18 protein-coding genes and 1 tRNA gene are annotated in these 16,032 nt (G+C 67.1%); 11 read left to right on the top strand and 8 right to left on the bottom strand.

Annotated features, from left to right (window positions below; translation table 11 throughout):
* The first annotated feature begins 50 nt into the window (after positions 1-50).
* Positions 51-905: a M48 family metalloprotease gene (locus ACOGI8_RS16135; RefSeq protein WP_419854803.1), complete on the top strand. Its 855-nt coding sequence runs from the start codon at positions 51-53 to the stop codon at positions 903-905.
* 51 nt (positions 906-956) lie between these two features.
* Here the strand turns inward: ACOGI8_RS16135 and ACOGI8_RS16130 are convergent, their stop codons facing one another.
* Positions 957-1,445, bottom strand: coding sequence for a YajQ family cyclic di-GMP-binding protein (locus ACOGI8_RS16130; RefSeq protein WP_419854802.1), 489 nt, complete (start codon positions 1,443-1,445; stop codon positions 957-959).
* Between the two features lie 72 nt (positions 1,446-1,517).
* Between ACOGI8_RS16130 and ACOGI8_RS16125 the strand changes: the two genes are divergently transcribed.
* Positions 1,518-1,602 (top strand) — tRNA-Tyr (locus ACOGI8_RS16125).
* A 19-nt stretch (positions 1,603-1,621) separates the two neighbouring features.
* Here ACOGI8_RS16125 and ACOGI8_RS16120 read toward each other — a convergent pair.
* Together ACOGI8_RS16120 and ACOGI8_RS16115 are read right to left on the bottom strand one after the other, a co-directional pair.
* Entirely contained in the window at positions 1,622-2,398 is a 777-nt protein-coding gene (locus ACOGI8_RS16120; RefSeq protein WP_419854801.1) for an SDR family NAD(P)-dependent oxidoreductase, read from the bottom strand.
* Positions 2,399-2,488: 90 nt separating this feature from the next.
* Positions 2,489-3,004: a MaoC family dehydratase gene (locus ACOGI8_RS16115; RefSeq protein ID WP_419854800.1), complete on the bottom strand. Its 516-nt coding sequence runs from the start codon at positions 3,002-3,004 to the stop codon at positions 2,489-2,491.
* 192 nt (positions 3,005-3,196) lie between these two features.
* Between ACOGI8_RS16115 and ACOGI8_RS16110 the strand changes: the two genes are divergently transcribed.
* The 3 genes from ACOGI8_RS16110 (at position 3,197) to ACOGI8_RS16100 (ending at position 5,153) form a co-directional block, all read left to right on the top strand.
* On the top strand, positions 3,197-4,030 hold the full coding sequence (locus tag ACOGI8_RS16110) for a phytanoyl-CoA dioxygenase family protein (RefSeq protein ID WP_419854799.1): 834 nt from the start codon (positions 3,197-3,199) through the stop codon (positions 4,028-4,030).
* Positions 4,031-4,160: 130 nt separating this feature from the next.
* Positions 4,161-4,499, top strand: a complete 339-nt coding sequence (locus tag ACOGI8_RS16105) for a hypothetical protein (protein WP_419854798.1) — start codon at positions 4,161-4,163, stop codon at positions 4,497-4,499.
* A 69-nt stretch (positions 4,500-4,568) separates the two neighbouring features.
* The gene (locus tag ACOGI8_RS16100; RefSeq protein ID WP_419854797.1) at positions 4,569-5,153 is read left to right on the top strand and encodes an SRPBCC family protein; all 585 of its coding nucleotides are present in this window, start codon (positions 4,569-4,571) and stop codon (positions 5,151-5,153) included.
* Between the two features lie 54 nt (positions 5,154-5,207).
* Here the strand turns inward: ACOGI8_RS16100 and ACOGI8_RS16095 are convergent, their stop codons facing one another.
* Positions 5,208-6,845: a SulP family inorganic anion transporter gene (locus ACOGI8_RS16095; RefSeq protein WP_419854796.1), complete on the bottom strand. Its 1,638-nt coding sequence runs from the start codon at positions 6,843-6,845 to the stop codon at positions 5,208-5,210.
* 297 nt (positions 6,846-7,142) lie between these two features.
* Between ACOGI8_RS16095 and ACOGI8_RS16090 the strand changes: the two genes are divergently transcribed.
* Positions 7,143-8,018, top strand: coding sequence for a fibronectin type III domain-containing protein (locus ACOGI8_RS16090; RefSeq protein WP_419854795.1), 876 nt, complete (start codon positions 7,143-7,145; stop codon positions 8,016-8,018).
* Between the two features lie 188 nt (positions 8,019-8,206).
* Here ACOGI8_RS16090 and ACOGI8_RS16085 read toward each other — a convergent pair whose 3' ends face one another.
* On the bottom strand, positions 8,207-8,665 hold the full coding sequence (locus ACOGI8_RS16085; protein ID WP_419854794.1) for a hypothetical protein: 459 nt from the start codon (positions 8,663-8,665) through the stop codon (positions 8,207-8,209).
* A 514-nt stretch (positions 8,666-9,179) separates the two neighbouring features.
* Between ACOGI8_RS16085 and ACOGI8_RS16080 the strand changes: the two genes are divergently transcribed.
* The 5 genes from ACOGI8_RS16080 (at position 9,180) to ACOGI8_RS16060 (ending at position 12,811) form a co-directional block, all read left to right on the top strand.
* Complete coding sequence (locus ACOGI8_RS16080) at positions 9,180-9,983, top strand: fibronectin type III domain-containing protein (protein WP_419854793.1); 804 nt, start codon at positions 9,180-9,182, stop codon at positions 9,981-9,983.
* A gap of 219 nt (positions 9,984-10,202) precedes the next feature.
* Positions 10,203-10,451 carry a ribbon-helix-helix domain-containing protein gene (locus ACOGI8_RS16075; RefSeq protein WP_419853891.1) on the top strand — a complete coding sequence of 83 codons (249 nt, stop codon included), beginning with the start codon at positions 10,203-10,205 and terminating at the stop codon, positions 10,449-10,451.
* Positions 10,448-10,756, top strand: coding sequence for a type II toxin-antitoxin system PemK/MazF family toxin (locus ACOGI8_RS16070; RefSeq protein WP_419854792.1), 309 nt, complete (start codon positions 10,448-10,450; stop codon positions 10,754-10,756). Before ACOGI8_RS16075 ends, ACOGI8_RS16070 begins: the two co-directional genes overlap by 4 nt.
* Before the next feature lie 237 nt (positions 10,757-10,993).
* Positions 10,994-11,812 (top strand): fibronectin type III domain-containing protein, encoded by an 819-nt coding sequence (locus ACOGI8_RS16065; RefSeq protein ID WP_419854791.1) that lies wholly within the window; start codon positions 10,994-10,996, stop codon positions 11,810-11,812.
* Between the two features lie 222 nt (positions 11,813-12,034).
* On the top strand, positions 12,035-12,811 hold the full coding sequence (locus ACOGI8_RS16060; protein WP_419854790.1) for an enoyl-CoA hydratase-related protein: 777 nt from the start codon (positions 12,035-12,037) through the stop codon (positions 12,809-12,811).
* A gap of 134 nt (positions 12,812-12,945) precedes the next feature.
* Here ACOGI8_RS16060 and ACOGI8_RS16055 read toward each other — a convergent pair whose 3' ends face one another.
* Genes ACOGI8_RS16055 through ACOGI8_RS16045 form a run of 3 tightly spaced genes read right to left on the bottom strand, consistent with a single transcriptional unit; the run spans position 12,946 to position 15,958 of the window.
* On the bottom strand, positions 12,946-14,331 hold the full coding sequence (locus ACOGI8_RS16055; RefSeq protein WP_419854789.1) for an FMN-binding glutamate synthase family protein: 1,386 nt from the start codon (positions 14,329-14,331) through the stop codon (positions 12,946-12,948).
* Complete coding sequence (locus tag ACOGI8_RS16050) at positions 14,331-15,062, bottom strand: hypothetical protein (protein WP_419854788.1); 732 nt, start codon at positions 15,060-15,062, stop codon at positions 14,331-14,333. The genes ACOGI8_RS16055 and ACOGI8_RS16050 overlap by 1 nt, the downstream gene beginning before the upstream one ends.
* On the bottom strand, positions 15,059-15,958 hold the full coding sequence (locus tag ACOGI8_RS16045; RefSeq protein WP_419854787.1) for a hypothetical protein: 900 nt from the start codon (positions 15,956-15,958) through the stop codon (positions 15,059-15,061). Before ACOGI8_RS16045 ends, ACOGI8_RS16050 begins: the two co-directional genes overlap by 4 nt.
* Positions 15,959-16,032 lie beyond the last annotated feature (74 nt).

Here is a 16,032-nt window from a genome sequence, read left to right as displayed (position 1 = left end):
CGCGTCTGGCTCAGTCTCGGTTGAGCGTCGCGAAAGGGGCGTCGAGCACAGTGCGCAACACGTTCAAGACCACGTTTCTTCTGGCCCTGCTCGCTGGCCTGATCCTGTGGATCGGCAGTTTCTGGGGCCAGAGCGGCCTCATTCTCGCCGTCATCGTCGCCCTGGCCGTGGTGGGCGGCAGCTACTGGTTCAGCGACAAGCTGGCGATCCGCTCCGCCCGGGCTCAAGAGGTCCAGCCGCACCAGCTTCCCGACTACTGGCGGGTCATGCAGGAATTGACCGAGCTCTCGGGCCTGCCGATGCCTCGGCTGTACGTCTCGCCCGATCCGCAACCCAACGCCTTCGCCACCGGCCGCAACCCCAACAACGCCGCCGTGTGCGTCACCGAGGGGCTCATCCGCCACCTCAGCTGGTACGAGATCAGGGGTGTGCTGGCCCACGAGATGGCCCACATCCGCAACCGCGACATCCTCATCGGCTCCGTTGCGGCGGCCGTCGCAACAGCCATCACCTTCGCGGCCTACATGGCCCAGTGGGCGATGATCTTCGGCGGCGGCGGACGCGACGACGACCGCAACCCCATCGGCGAGCTGCTGCTGATCCTGCTGGCGCCGATTGCGGCGACCCTGCTGCAGATGGCCATCAGCCGCAGCCGCGAATACCAGGCCGACCGCACTGCTGCGCGCCTCATCGGCGACGGCGAACCGCTGGCCCGGGCACTCGAGAAACTCGACGTGGCCTCCAAGACGGTGCCCAGCCTGGCCGACCCGAATCAGGCCCAGATGTACATCGCCAACCCGCTGGCCAGCCGCCGGATGGGCTTCAAGGGACTGTTCACCACCCACCCGCCGATGGAGGAGCGCATCCGCCGCCTGCGAGACGGCTCCTGGCAAGAAGCGATCTGAACCTGGCCAACAGCTGTCGAACGCCGGCCGCCCGCGCGACGCGGGCCGGACTCAGTCGCGGAAGTTCTCGAACTGCAGGGGGACGTCGAAGTCGCCGGCCTTGAGTTCGGCGATGACGGCCTGCAAGTCGTCACGCTTCTTCGAATTCACCCGAAGCTGATCGCCCTGGGTCTGTGACTGCACGCCCTTGATACCGAGACCCTTGATGAACTTGTTCAGCTCGCGGGCCCGATCCGACGAGATGCCCGCCTGCAGGGCAGCCGCCTGGCGCACCGTGCCGCCTGAGGCCTCCTCGACGTTGCCGTAGTGGACGGCCTTCAGGCTGACTTGGCGGCGCACCAGCTTCTCTTCCAGCACCTGGCGCATCGCGGTGAGGCGATCTTCGGTGCTCGACCGCATGTTGATGGCGCCCTCGCCCAGCTCCACGGCACTGCCCGTGTTGCGGAAGTCGTAACGGTTGGCGATCTCACGGGATGCCTGATCCACGGCGTTGCGGATCTCCTGCATGTCCACCTTGGAGACAACGTCAAATGAAGCCATAGCCGCAAGCTAGCGAGGAAGGATGGTCCGGTTGTTGCGATGCCGCGACGCTTTAGGCTTTGCTGCTCATCTGGGTCGGTGCCCGAGCGGACAAAGGGAGCGGGCTGTAAACCCGTCGGCTTCGCCTACGGAGGTTCGAATCCTCCCCGGCCCACCAGCGCGCAGCACACTGCCCCTCAACGGCCGGCGGAGTAGCCGCCGTCGATGGGGTAGAGGCTGCCGGTGATGTAGCTGGCCTCGTCGGATGCCAGGAATGCCACCAGCGCGGCGACTTCGTGGGGCTCGCCGTAGCGCTGAGCCGGCAGGCGCTCGGCCATCGTCTTGCGGACGTCGTCGGCGTTCTCGCCGCCGATGAATGTCTCGAGTGAGCGCATCATGCGCGTCTCGATCGGCGCCGGGCAGACAGCGTTCACGCGCACCCCTGATGTGGCCAGCTCGAGCGCTGCGGACTTGGTGAGCCCGGCCACGGCGTGCTTGCTCGCCGAGTACGGCGAGATGCCTCGTGATCCGAACAGCCCGGCAACCGACGCCGTGTTCACGATGGCACCTCCGCCCCCGGCGATCATGGCCGGGACGGCGTACTTGATGCCCAGCCACACACCGCGCACGTTGACCGCGATGACCTGATCAAAATCGTCTTCGGGATAGTCGACCATCGGGTAGTAGGTGCCCTCGATGCCGGCGTTGTTGAACAGCACGTCGACGCGGCCGAAGTTGTCCATGGCCGCCTGCACATAACCAGCCACCTCGTCGGACTGGGTGACATCAGCCCCGACGGCGAGCGCCGCAGCACCTTGAGCTTCAGCTGTCGCCACCGCCGCGCCCAAGTCAGTCGTGGCCAGATCCACCGCCACAACTGTCGCCCCCTCGGACGCGAACCGTTCGCACGCCGCCAGCCCGATTCCGCCGGCCGCCCCCGTCACGATCGCCACCCGTCCCGTGAACCTGCTCATCAGTCCTCCCGCAATTCCGGCCGACAGCCCAAGAACCAGCCCGCCGCACCAGCCGCCGACCGTACTGCCGCGACAGATCCTGCGCGGGGGCTAGTCGGCGTGGCGGCAGAGGATCATGCGGGTGGGGGAGTAGACCATCACGAGGTTGCCGTGCTGGTTGAAGACCTCGTTGCGGGTGGTGACGATGCCGCGGTCGCCGCGTGAAGTAAGGCGGGCGGCGGTGACCTCGGCTACTACTTGGAGCGTGTCGCCGACGAACGTGGGGCCCTTCACCTCGACGGTGGCGCCGAGGTAGGCGACGCCGGTGCCGGCTATGGCGCCGCCGCTGATGACCAGCCCTTCCGCCAGCGACATCACCAGGCTTCCGGGCACCAGCCGCCCGCTGTAGCCGGCGCGCTCGGCGGCGGTGGCATCCAGGAACAGGCCCTCGCCGAAGCCGAACTGGGTGGCGTACACCACCAGGTCGGTTTCGGTGATGGTCCTCCGGCTGGTGCTCCAGCGTTTGCCGACCGGCTGCTCGTCGAATGTCCAGCCCCGGTGCGGCTGGGGCGGCAGCCCCGGGATGACTCCCAAATCGCCGCCGTCGTTGCCGTGATCGTCGCTCATGTTCCCGCCCTGTTTCCCGATCTCGTTCGCCTTGCGCGCGGGCCGCTCGGGCCCGGGTCTCAGTCTGTGGCCGCGAGTCTGGCAGTGCGGCGTCGCGCCGTGCCATGGCCGGCAGTGCGACCGGTGGCACTGCAGTGCATTCATCGTGTTGACTTGGCACTGTTGACGCGACGTTGGCGACAGGGGACGACGATGAGCGACACGGTTCTGGACCGACCAGCACACGACCTCGTCGATGACGACACGATCGAGCGGTTCCGCGCCGACGGCGTGGTGGCGCTGCGCAATGTGGTCGACGACGAGTGGGTGGAGCGGCTGCGCGGCGGCGTTGCCGACGAGATGGCCAACCCCAGCCCCACGGCGCACAACTACGAGTCCACCGGATTCTTCGGCTCGCTGGATCTGTGGCGCTTCCATCCGCTGTTCGAAGAATTCGTCACGCAGTCTCGGCTCGGCGAGCTGGCGGCTGCCATGTTCGGCTCGCCCATCGTGCGCGTGTACTACGACCAGCTGTTCGTCAAGGAACCCGGTTCCAGCCAGCCGGTGCCGTGGCACAACGACCAGCCGTACTGGCCCATCTCGGGTCGCCAGGTGATGTCGTTCTGGATCGCGCTCGACACCGTCGACGCCACCAACGGCCGGGTTGAGTACGTCCGTGGCTCGCATGCCTGGGACCGCTGGTTCCAGCCACGCACCTTCGCTCCGACGAACGCCCACGACTACGAACGCAATCCCGACTACGAGCTCATGCCCGACATCGAGGCCGACCGCGACAGCTACGACATCATCTCGTTCGATCTCGAACCGGGCGACGCGGTCGCCTTCTGGGCGATGATCCTGCACGGCTCGCAGGGCAACGCGGACCAGGGCCGGGCGCGTCGGGGCTACGCCGCCCGCTACATCGGCACCGACGTCCGCTACGACCCCCGCATCGGCACCGCCCAGGTGCTGCACGTGGACGGGCTCGACGCCGGCTCCACCATGGAGCTCGACCGCTACCCCGTGGTCTGGCCCCGCTCCGACTAGTTGCCAGCTGTACCCAGTATGAAGTTCATTTAAAGTGCTTTAAATAGCTTGTAAATCTGTTTACGATGTCGCTACAGTCCAGCGCACGGACACCGGGGTCCGAGATCAGACGATTTGCGAGGTCGCTACGATGGACTCTGCCGTGATTGCAGCGATTATCAGCGTGCTGGGTGCGGGCTTCTTGGCCATGCTGTTCTTCTTCATGCGCGGCATCCGGGCTGACCTCGCCGATGTGCGCGCCGAGATACGAGCCCTGCGTGGTGAGATGCAGGCTGAGTTCGCTGCGGTGCGTGCTGAGATGCGAGCCGAGTTCGCTGCGGTGCGTGGTGAGATGCAGGCTGAGTTCGCTGCGGTGCGTGCTGAGATACAGGCTGTGCGCACGGACGTTGCGACGCTGCAACAGACGGTGGCCCGTCATGAAGGCGTCCTTGGCCAGCAAGGCCGTCCGCTCGGCACGGCAACCGGGTAACCGGCCAGACCGCAGCCAGTCGGCGGCACGCCGGCTGCATCGATGCGGGCTGTGGGTCACAATGGCGGCATGGACGAAGCGACGAACGGCGCACTGACGCCTTCAGACCGAGCACTCGTGCGGCAGTACGCCGGCGACGGCTACGAGAAGATGGAGCCGATCATCGGCCGGGTCGCCGTGGCAGCCCCGCCCGCTGATGTCTGGGCGGCCATCAGCCCGGCCGGCAACCTCACCGACATCCACCCGTTCTGCGAGCGCAACGAGGTGAACGTGTGGGACGGCGCTCGCAGCCGCGACCACGTCTACTACTACAGCGGCGTCCACTACCAGCGGGAGTTCTGCGACTGGCTCGACGGCGTCGGCTACGACCTGGTGCTCGGCCCGCCGGGGGCTCGTACGGCCCTCGTGCGATGGCGCATCGCCCCCCAGGAAGGCCAGGCCGAGCGCAGCGACTTCAGCATCAAGGTGGTCGCGCTGCTGCGCGATGACGTGCCCGCCGCCGAGCGGGAGCACTACGCCGAGCACATGATCCGCCGGCCGCTGCCGTCATATCTCGACTCGGTGGTGCGCGGCACCGGCTACTTCGCGGAGACCGGCACGCCGGTCACGAAGAACCAGTTCGGCACGCATCCCATCTACTCGCCGGCCGACTGAGAGGCTCAGCCGGCAGGCGGAGCTGTGGCCGAGCGAGCGGGCTCGGCCTCCCGTTCACGACGCATCGCGCAGCCCCAGCAGGTGGCGAGCAAGCTCGCGGGCCTGATCGAGTGACTCCACTATCCGATCCCGCGGCACCCGCTGCAGGACGTCGAGCGCCTGCAGGCTCGTCGCGGGGGCGCCTTCGAGACCGAGCAGGATGACCTCGGTGTCGCTGTCGGCGGCTGTCTCGAGCAGATTCTCGACCACGAGCGCTGCGCTGTCGTCCATGTGCACTGTGTCGGTGAAGTCGATGATGACCACTTCGTGCTCGGCGATGTCCGCGCCCAAGATGTCGATGAGGCTCGTGGACGATGCCACGGTGAAGGTGCCCCGCAACGCCACCAGACCGGCCCGTGCGGAGAAGCCGTCAGCATCGGCTTCATCCGTTCCTTCGGCAAGAAAGCTCTGGTCGAGCAGCGGCACGGAGACCACGCTGTCGAGCTGCAACCGTTCGAACTGGCGCGCCGCGGACATGGCCGCCACGATCAAGCCGATCGCTACCGCGGTGATGAGGTCGAGCACCACCGTCAGCACCATCGTGATGCCCATGATCATCAGGTGCTCGCGTTGCACCCGGTGCATCCGCTTCAGGAAGCGCCAATCCACGATGTCCCAGCCGACTTTCAGCAGGATTCCCGCCAGCGCTGCGAGCGGCACCGACTCCACGTAGCCCCCGGCTCCCAGCACCAATGCCAGCAGCACCAGGGCGCGCAACGCACCCGAGACCCGGGTGCTCCCGCCGGCCCGGATGTTTACCACCGTGCCGACGGTGGCCCCCGCGCCGGGCAGCCCGCCCACCAAGCCTGCGGCGATGTTGCCCAGTCCCTGGCCGATGAGTTCTTGGTTTGGGTTGTGCCTTGTCCGGGTCATCGAGTCGGCGATCAGCGAGGTGAGGAGGCTGTCAACGGCGCCCAGCAGAGCCAGCGTGATGGCGGGCTGTACTGCGCCAGCCAGGATCCCCAGCGACAGGACAGGTTCTTCGAAGCCGGGCAGGCCGGTGGGCACCTCGCCGATGGACGGGGCGTCGCCCAAGAACAACACGCCCATCAGCGTCCCCACGGCGAGTGCAGCGAGTGTCGCCGGGAACCAGCGATGCAGCCGGCCCGGCCAGAAGATGCAGACCCCCAAGCTGACTGCGGCGATCGCCACAGCGCTCGCATTGAGGTTCACGATGGCGTCGGGCCAGGCGCGCATCACGTCGAGCGGCGCGCCGCCGGATCCTTCGATACCCAGCGCGGGCAGTGTCTGCAGGATGATGATGATGATGCCGACGCCCGACATGAATCCCGAGATCACCGAGTACGGGGTGTAGGACACGAAGCGTCCGAATCGCAGCACGCCCAGCAGCGCCTGGATGACCCCAGCCATCACGACAACCGTGAGCGCCTCCTGCAGCGTCGATGCATGTTCGGTGATGACCACCGCCATGGCCACAGCCATCGGCCCGGTGGGTCCCGAGATCTGCGAGCGAGTTCCGCCGAACACCGCCGCGAAGAAACCCAAGGCGATCGCGCCGTACAGCCCTGCCATTGCGCCGAGTCCCGAGGCCACGCCGAACGCCAGGGCGACCGGCAGACCCACCACGGCCGTGGTGACACCGCCGAAGATGTCGCCGCGCAGCGTCGAGAGGGTGTACCCCCGAGCTTGCATCTGCTGCCCCCGAGATCGACGTTTCCGCTGGTGAGCGGGTTGGCCACCTGAACACTACGCGGGCCACATGAACCACGGCCACGTCTTGTTGAAGAAGTTCAGTCGCGCTAGCGGCGAGGGGCCGCAGGAGCGGGTGGCAGTGCGTGTCGCGTAGCATGTGGTGGCCGGTGGGCCGACTGCGTGCGTTCGCGGGCAGCTCACGAGAGTTCACGGACAAATCGGAGATCGTAATGAAGCTTCTGGGAAGGCCTATTGCCGGGGGGGGGGGGGCAGGCTAGCCCTTCCCGTTGTGTCGGCGTGATTCGCCGGCGCATAGCCGCAGTGCTGGCGGTGGCGGCGCTGTTGCTGTTGCTGGCGCCTGCGTCAGTCGGTGCTCAGCAACCGGTTGAGCTGCCGCCCGCGCCGCCTACCGGGCTGCAGGTGGACGCGGCCGGGGACGGCCTCACCGTGAGTTGGCAGACAGCAGCGACCGGCAGCACCCCGACCCGCTACAACGTGAAGGTGAAGCCCGACTGCGGCCAGCCCATGCGCGAGACCGTCCCCGCAGACACGCTGACGGCGACGTTCCGCGAGGTCAAGCACTGCGACACCTACACGGTGTGGGTCCGCGCCCGCAACAGCGCAGGCACGAGCGGCAAGCTGACGACGACATGGCAGCGGCCCCAGCCGCAAGCACAGCCCCACCAGCCGCAGCCGCAGTTTGAGGTCGAGGAAGTCCGAGAGCCGCAGCCGCAGCCGCAGGCCCAGCCGCAGCAGTTTGAGGTCGAGGAGGTCGAGGAGCCTGCGATTCCGGGGGCCGAGGAAGTCCGAGAGCCAGAGGCCCAGCCGCAGCCGCAGCAGTTGGAGGTCGAGGAGGTCGAGGAGCCTGCGATTCCGGAGGGCAAGGAAGTCCGAGAGCCGGAAGCGCAGCCGCAGCAGTTGGAGGTCGAGGAGATCGAGGAACCTGCGGAACCTGCGATTCCGGAGGTCGAACCCGATCAGCCCGAAGCCCAGCCCCAGCAGGACAACACCCAGCGCAGCGGCCAACCCTGCCAAGACGAACAGTTTGCGGGGACCTACGAGATACGCGTCCCCCCGCACTTGGTCCCCAAAACCCCCAACAACCCGAATCCCGTCGGCGTATGCGTCGTCTCGGGCAACGGCGACGGTACCCACGACATCTACTGCTTCTAGAACGCTGACGGCTTCGCCGGGCTGTTCGGCGATCCACGGGGAGCGGCCCGGCGTTGCTGTCGGGCGGCGTTGCAGCGAGCTGTTCGCCAGGGTGGGTGAGCGCAGGCGCTAGAGCATCACGCCGAACAGCAGTGCGGTCAGGCCGCACAGCTCGATCTCCGTTCCCCGCAATAGGCGGGCCGGCGAGTTCACGGGCGGTCCGCGGTTCCGCCCCGCTTGCGCAGCCACCGGAGCACTCCTGCCCCGCTCATCTCGAGTTCTTCAGCGAGTGCACGGGTCGGCTGCGCCCGCGATGCAAGCAGCGCCCTGATCTCGGGCCGCCGGTCTCGGCGAGTACGCGGTGTCTCTGCGCCGAAGTCCGAGCGGGGCTGCGCCATGCGACCAAAGTCGTCGCGCAGCACCCAGATGGTCCATCGTCTGTCGTTCGTCTTGTGGACGAGTTCCGCGCTGGCGAGGCCGGCCAACTCACGAGTCGCAGTCTGGGCGTCGCAACCGGTCAATGATCGGTACTGCTGGTTGGTGACGGTGCGATTCCTGTGCAGGAAGGCAAGACCCAGTCGTTGTCGATCGGTCAGTTGTGAGGTGTCGATCGTTGACAGCCACGCCACCGCCTCGTCATCGAGCAGCCCGTGATTCTTGATCGTCATCCGGGTCCGGCAACAGCTCTCCTCTGACAATCTCCTCTGACAACTTGCCAGTTCATCTTCCAACTTGTCGGGTGACGACTCCTAACTTTCCTAACTTTCATGTGAAGGTTGTGAGATGCGGCGGCGCGGCCGACCAGCGAGATCGCCGGCCATCGCGGCGGGGTACCGACGGCCCGATCTCGAGGATCCGTTGACTCATCGTGATCCGAGGAGATTGGGCGTGCTGACAAATGCCGGTTCCGCGCGGGCGGTTCGCATCTTCTTTGACCGTTCGACGCCCCGGTTCCCGAGTTGTCTCATGGGCCGTGCCGCCCTGGGTCACCACCAGCAGACGCACCTGCCGGCGGTGCGTGTCCGGTAGCTTGTGGCGACCGGTGGGCCGGCTGCGTGCGTTCGCGGTCGGCTCACGAGAGTTCACCAAGAAATTCGGGAAATTCGGAGACTGAGATGAAGCTTCTGGGAAGGCCTATTGCCGGGGGGGGGGGGGCAGGCTAGCCCTTCCCGTTGTGTCGGCGTGATCCGCCGGCGCATAGCCGCAGCGGCTGCGGTGGCGGCGCTGTCGCTGGTGCTGACGCCGACAGCGCAAGCCGGTGCCACCGAGCCGACAGAGCTGCCGCCCGCGCCGCCTGCCGGGCTGCAGGTGGACGCCGCAGGCGACGGCCTCACCGTGAGTTGGCAGCCAGCCGCGACCGGCAGCACGCCGACCGGCTACCAAGTGCGCGTGAACCCCGACTGCGGCGGCAAGCGCAAGACCAAGACCGTCGCCGCGGACACGCTCACGGTGACGTTCGCCAAGGTCAAGCACTGCGACTACTACCGCGTATGGGTCCGCGCCCGCAACAGCGCAGGCAACAGCGACAAGCTCGAAACGCTCTGGCAGCGACCCCAACAGCAAGGCAACGAACCGGAGTACGAAGGCGGCCAAGGCACCACCACTGTCATGGAGACGGAGTTCTATGCCGCGAGAGACCTCGGTTATGCGGTCGGTTGCACAGGCTCAGGACACACGAAGTGCCCCACGAGGTTTACGCTCTCGGGGCACAGCCCGCTCAGGATCACAGCGATATACGTGCTCAAGTTCGACCACCTGCCAGGGGGCACCAATGACAACTATGGCAGCCACCAGGGCATTGTGACGATCACACTGAATGGCGACTGGCCCGATACCACAGGATGGATACTCCAAAGCGGCTCCCTTCCCAACCTGAGTTTCGACGATGCGAACGTCACCGGGCGCTACGCCACTTGGAACCACGTCACCGTATCCGACGCCGACGTCGTGTATTCCAGCATTGGGCCGATAACCAAGCCTGCTTAGCTAGAACGCTGACGGCTGCGCCGGGCTGTTCCTCGATCCACGGGGAGCGGCCCGGCGTTGCCGCCGGGCGGCGTTGCAGCGAGCGGTTCGCCAGGGCGGGTGAGCGCTGGCTCGCGGCAGGATCGGTCGGTGCATCTCGCCGTCGCGCGGTGAGGGAATCGATGCAGCTAACAGCCCGAAAGTAATGCACTGTGTAATGCGATTCGTTAGACTCAATATATGACGCAATTGGTAGCACGGATCGACGACAGCCTGCTCGCTCAGCTTGACGAGCTCGTAGCGAGCGGCGACGCACGGTCTCGTTCCGATGCGGTGCGACGAGCGCTCGAGGAGATGCTCGATCGGCGGCGGCGGCGCCAAATCGGCGAGGCCATCGTCGACGCGTACCGCCGAATACCCGAGACCGACGACGAACTGGAATGGGCGGCGCGCAGCACCCGGACGATGATCGCCGAGGAACCCTGGTGACGCCTGCTCAGTGCGACGTCTGGTGGGCGGAGAGCGAGAATGAGCGTCGGCCAGTGCTCATCGTCACCCGCAACGAGGCGATCGGAGTGCTCAACAAGCTGGTCGTCGCCCCGATCACGCGCACCGTCCGGGGCATCCCGACCGAGGTAGCGCTCGACGCAGATGACGGTCTCCCCCAACCCAGCGCAGCCTCGTTCGACAACCTTCGAGTGGTGCTCAAGTCACACTTGACGGAGCGCATCAGCGCTTTGCCCCACCGCCGCCCAGAAGTCTGCGCCGCGCTCGGCGCCATGGCGGACTGCTGACCCGCAAGGGCTAGCTGCGCCTGCTGTGTCGGGCATGTGCCGTGCGGCGGCGGGTGTCCGGTAGCTTGTGGCGACCGGTGGGCTGGCTGCAAGTGTTCGCGGTCGGCTCACGAGAGTTCTCGAAGAAATCGGAGATTGCAATGAAGCTTCTGGGAAGGCCTATTGCCGGGGGGGGGGCAGGCTAGCCCTTCCCGTTGTGTCGGCCTGATTCACTGGCGCATAGCCGCGGCGGCTGCGGTGGCAGCGCTGTCGCTGGTGCTGGCGCCGACAGCGTCAGCCGGTGCCACCGAGCCGGTCGAGTCGCCGCCCGAGCCGCCTACCGGGCTGCTGGTGGACGCGGCAGGCGACGGCATCACCGTGAGTTGGCAGGCAGCCACGACCGGCACCACGCCGACCGGCTACAAGGTGCGCGTCAACCCTGACTGCGGCGCGCGCAAGACCAAGACCGTTGCCGCGGACACGCTCACGGTGACGTTCGGCAAGGTCAAGCACTGCGACACCTACAAGGTGTGGGTCAAGGCCCAGCACAGCGCAGGCAGCAGCGACAAGCTCGCGACGACATGGCAGCGGCCCCAAGCCCAAGGACTGGACGTCGAGCCGGTCACGGAAGCCGGCCCAGCCGACCAGCCGGTGCTGATGCGCTGCTCCAAGCCGTCAGAATCCGGCTGCGTGCCCATCGCCGACGCGAGCAACGATCCAGACCTTGCTGAGGTGCTGCGCTGCTTCCAGAACCCGAGCGACTGCGAGTACGCCGAGGAAAGCGGCAACCACGGCGACGGCTGCTACGCGATTGTGCTCAATCGACACACCCACTTCCGTGCCAATAGCAGCAACACCGGAGGCTGGTACCGCACCCCGTGTTTCGGGTCTGAGGAATACAGGCGACTGTACGATGCCTCGGTACGCGCTGGCTCACGGACTCAAGCGATCAAGTGGTACCCCAACTACCCACCCGACCCCATCTGCGTGGACGGCGGTGAAGGCGGTCGCATCTATCATCCACAGACAGGCAAGCAAGTCTCGCTCTGGCGGTTCTACAACTGCCGTCCCCAATAGAACGCTGACGGCTTCGCCGGGCTGTTCCTCGATCCGCGGGCAGCGGCCCGGCATTGCTGTCGTTTCGCACCACGCGTGCCATGACTCTGCTGTCTCAGTCAGACTCAGGGGCTTGTCAGGGCAACCCGACCGATGCACCGGGGGAACCAGACGACCCGTGGATGGCCACCGATCCATGGACCTCTCAGCGCAGCGGCCGCCTGACCACTAGGTTGCCGCGGCATGGGTGAGTTTTGTTATGCGGAGCGCGACGGGCACCTGTTCGTCGTCACGATCAACCGGCCGGAGCGGATGAATGCGCTGCACCCGCCGGGCAATGCGGAGATGTCGGACCTGTTCGACGAGTTCCAGAACGACCCGGAGCTGTGGGTCGCGATCGTGACCGGGGAAGGCGACCGTGCCTTCTCGGCGGGCAACGACCTGCGGTACCAAGCCGAGGGCGGCGACCGTTCGGCGATGCCGTCGTCGGGCTTCGGCGGCCTGACCTCGCGCTGGGATCTCGACAAGCCCGTCATTGCGGCAGTGAACGGCGTGGCGATGGGCGGCGGCTTCGAGATTGCGCTGGCCTGCGACATCATCGTGGCCTCAGAGAACGCGCTGCTCGCGCTGCCCGAGCCCAAGGTGGGCCTCGCCGCGCTGGCGGGCGGCGTGCATCGACTGCCCCGCCACATCGGGCTGAAGCGCGCCATGAGCATGATGCTGACCGGCCGTCACGTGCCCGCTGCCGAGGCGAAGGAGCTGGGCATCGTCGCCGAGGTCGTCCCCCAGGGCGAGGCGCTCGCATGTGCCCGCCGCTGGGCCGAGATGGTGCTGGAGTGCTCGCCGATGTCGATCCGAGCCACCAAGCAGGCCGCCATGGTCGGTCTCAACGAGGCCAGCGTTCAGGCTGCGCATGAAGGTCGCTACGAGGCGGTGCGGGCCATGAATAACAGCGCCGACTACATCGAGGGCCCGCGGGCGTTCTCCGAGAAGCGCCCGCCCCAATGGCAGGGCCGCTAGCCCGACTGCAGCTTCTATAGTTGCGATTGCAAGTGCGTCGCCCCCAGGCGCTTCCCTGCTATGAGCGGTGTCAGGGGCGACGCACCGGCGCGTCAACCTACTGATACGGCCGAGACTCGAACCACTGAATTTGGTCAGTCGACGCCGGGCACCCAGCCGGTGCCGGCCAGTGGCACTTTGGCCATTGCCGCGGCTTCGACCGTGAGCGCGGCCAGATCCTCGGGCTCCAGGTTCAGCACATGCGACTTGCCGTTGGCGCGGGCCAGGATCTGGGTCTCGATGGTGAGCACGTGCAGGTAGTTGGCCAAGCGTCGCCCCGCCAGTACCGGATCGAGCCGGGCCGACAACTCCGGGTCCTGCGTGGTGATGCCGGCAGGATCGGTGCCGGCCTGGAAGTCTTCCCAATAGCCGGCTGAGGTGCCCAGCTCGCGGTACTCGGCCTCGTAAGCAGGGTCGTTGTCGCCGATGGCGATCAGCGCGGCCGTGCCGATCGACGCGGCATCGGCGCCCAGCGCCAGCGCCTTGGCGACGTCTGCGCCCGATCGGAAACCGCCAGCGGCAATCAGCTTCACCTCACGGCGGTGGACTCCGAGCTCGCGCAGCGCCCGCACCGCCTCGGGAATGGCAGCGATCGTCGGGATGCCGACGTGTTCGATGAACACATCCTGGGTGGCGGCCGTGCCGCCCTGCATGCCGTCCACCACCACGGCATCGGCGCCGGCCTTCACCGCCAGCGCAGTGTCGTAGTAGGGGCGGGCTGCGCCGACCTTGATATAGATCGGCACCTGCCAGTCGGTGATCTCGCGCAGCTCGCCGATCTTGATCTCGAGGTCGTCGGGGCCCGTCCAGTCCGGGTGGCGGCAGGCCGAGCGCTGGTCGATCCCGGTGGGCAGCGTGCGCATCTCGGCCACCCGCTCGGTGATCTTCTGGCCCAGCAGCATTCCGCCGCCGCCGGGCTTGGCGCCCTGGCCTACGACCACCTCGATGGCGTCGGCCATACGCAGATGGTCGGGGTTCATGCCGTAGCGCGACGGCAGGTACTGGTACACGAGCACCGACGAGTGCTCGCGTTCCTCCATCGTCATGCCGCCGTCTCCGGTGGTGGTCGAGGTTCCGGCGGCTGATGCCCCCCGGCCAAGTGCTTCTTTGGCCTGCGCCGACAGCGAGCCGAAGCTCATGCCGGCGATCGTGACTGGAATCTGCAGGCGCACCGGTCGCTCAGCGCGATCCTCGCCGATCACCACGTCGGTGCCGCACGCCTCGCGATACCCCTCCAGCGGGTAGCGCGACATGGACGCGCCGAGGAACACTAGGTCGTCCAGCGTGGGCATCCGGCGCTTGGCCCCCCAGCCGCGGATGCGGTAGATGCCAGTGTTGGCGGCCCGGCGGATCTCGGCGATCACGTTGCGGTCGAACGTGTACGACTCGCGCAGGTGCCAGTAGTCGGGGTCTGAGGTTGCGAGGGGATTGATATCACCGTCGGATGCACCCGTTGATGTCCCTATCGATCTTCCAGTCATCAGCCGGCGACCTCCTGTTGAACTGTGGCCTCGGCCGCCAGCGCGTCCACGTCGTCGATCGTGAAGTTGTAGAGGCGCCGGGCCGAGCCGTAGCGGCGGAAATCGCCGGGGTCGGCCCCGCTGGCCGCCGCCCCGGCGGCGGCAAGCAGCCTGCCCAACGTGTCGAGGTGTTCGGGACGGACCTCCTTCTCGACGCAGTCGGCGCCGAGCGACTCCACATCGCCCCGCACGAAGATCTGGGCCTCGTAGATGGAATCGCCCAAGTCGGCTGCGGCATCGCCGCAGACCACCAGATTCCCGGCTTGGGCCATGAACGCGCTCATGTGGCCGACATTGCCGCCAACCACGATGTCGACGCCCTTCATGGAGATGCCGCAGCGAGCACCTGAGTTGCCGCCCACCACCAGGAGGCCGCCGCAACCGGTGGCACCCGCTGACATGGTTGCGTTGCCGGTGATGTGCACCTCGCCCGACATGATGTTCTCGGCGAGGCCCGTGCTGGCGTTGCCTTCCACCCGCACCCTGCCCTGCTGATGCATGCCGGCGCAGTAGTAGCCCACCGAGCCCCGCACCACCACGTCGATGTCGGCGGTGATCCCGCAGGCCACCGCATGGGCTCCACGCGGGTTGATCACCTCGAATGATGCTCCGTCGGCGGCATCGTGCAGCGCCTGGTTGAGGCTTCGCCGGGTCACCTCTGCCAAGTCGAAGGTCCGAACGGCATCCCTCACGCGGCCAGGCTCCACGAGTAGATACGAGCCGGTTCCGGCTCCCAGATATCGGCGTCTGCGGCGCCGGGCAGGCGAGCGATGGCCCGGTACTCCGAGGACATGGCGACCCAGTCGTCGGTCTCTGCCACCACCGCGGGCTTGCAGGCGATGGGGTCGCGCAGGATGGCGAAGCCATCGGCCACGCCGATGGCGAAGGTGTAGAAGCCGTCGAGATCGTCGAGAGCCCCGACCAGCGCCTCGGAGATGCTGTCACCGGAGCGGATCCGCCACGACAGGTAACCGGCCGCCACCTCCGAGTCGTTCTCGGTCTGGAACGACTCGCCGTGGGCCTCCAGGAACCGTCGCAGGCGGTTGTGGTTGGACAGCGATCCGTTGTGCACCAGGCAGGTGTCGGCACCGGTGGCGAACGGGTGCGAACCGGCTGTCGTGATCGCCGACTCGGTGGCCATGCGGGTATGGGCCAATGCGTGCGTGCCGGTACGTGATGCCAGGTCGTAGCGCTCTGCCACCTGGTCGGGGTAGCCCACCGCCTTGTACAGCTCGATCTGGCTGCCGTAGGCCAGCACCGTCGCGCCGGCCACATGGTCGATGAGCCACTGGCGGGCGGCCCGGCCGTCGCCGTCAGTGGAGAACACCGCGTGGTCATGCACCGCCCGGACCGTCACCTCGGCGGCCAGCGCCGCCTCCAGGTCGGCGGCCACTGGCCCCCAGTCCACGGTCAGCCCTTCGGCCAGCACGGTGATGCGGGTTCGGTCCGGAGCGCCGGCGTCGTACACAGCGAACCCGGCGCTGTCAGGGCCGCGATCGCCCATCTCGCCCAGCATCACCTCGGTCAGCCGGCCCAGTTCGTGCCGGTGCGTTTGCGTTTTGCAGAAGAGGCCCACGATTCCGCACATGGTGTTCCCCCCGGTGGTCGAATCCGACAACCGCCCGGCCCGCACCGTAGCGCCCAGCCCCAGTCGCCCTGCAA

The organism is Candidatus Poriferisodalis sp. (assembly GCF_965204195.1).
GTDB lineage: Bacteria > Actinomycetota > Acidimicrobiia > Acidimicrobiales > Poriferisodalaceae > Poriferisodalis.
Note: the sequence above shows the minus strand (reverse complement) of the source record. Positions and strands in the feature narration are given on the sequence as shown.

Coding starts and splice junctions, on each gene's coding strand:
- ACOGI8_RS16045 (WP_419854787.1), bottom strand. CDS start 15,958: ATGTGCGGAATCGTGGGCCTCTTCTGCAAAACGCAAACGCACCGGCAC.
- ACOGI8_RS16110 (WP_419854799.1), top strand. CDS start 3,197: ATGAGCGACACGGTTCTGGACCGACCAGCACACGACCTCGTCGATGAC.
- ACOGI8_RS16115 (WP_419854800.1), bottom strand. CDS start 3,004: ATGAGCGACGATCACGGCAACGACGGCGGCGATTTGGGAGTCATCCCG.
- ACOGI8_RS16060 (WP_419854790.1), top strand. CDS start 12,035: ATGGGTGAGTTTTGTTATGCGGAGCGCGACGGGCACCTGTTCGTCGTC.
- ACOGI8_RS16055 (WP_419854789.1), bottom strand. CDS start 14,331: ATGACTGGAAGATCGATAGGGACATCAACGGGTGCATCCGACGGTGAT.
- ACOGI8_RS16095 (WP_419854796.1), bottom strand. CDS start 6,845: ATGCAAGCTCGGGGGTACACCCTCTCGACGCTGCGCGGCGACATCTTC.
- ACOGI8_RS16100 (WP_419854797.1), top strand. CDS start 4,569: ATGGACGAAGCGACGAACGGCGCACTGACGCCTTCAGACCGAGCACTC.
- ACOGI8_RS16105 (WP_419854798.1), top strand. CDS start 4,161: ATGGACTCTGCCGTGATTGCAGCGATTATCAGCGTGCTGGGTGCGGGC.
- ACOGI8_RS16075 (WP_419853891.1), top strand. CDS start 10,203: ATGACGCAATTGGTAGCACGGATCGACGACAGCCTGCTCGCTCAGCTT.
- ACOGI8_RS16085 (WP_419854794.1), bottom strand. CDS start 8,665: ATGACGATCAAGAATCACGGGCTGCTCGATGACGAGGCGGTGGCGTGG.
- ACOGI8_RS16120 (WP_419854801.1), bottom strand. CDS start 2,398: ATGAGCAGGTTCACGGGACGGGTGGCGATCGTGACGGGGGCGGCCGGC.
- ACOGI8_RS16130 (WP_419854802.1), bottom strand. CDS start 1,445: ATGGCTTCATTTGACGTTGTCTCCAAGGTGGACATGCAGGAGATCCGC.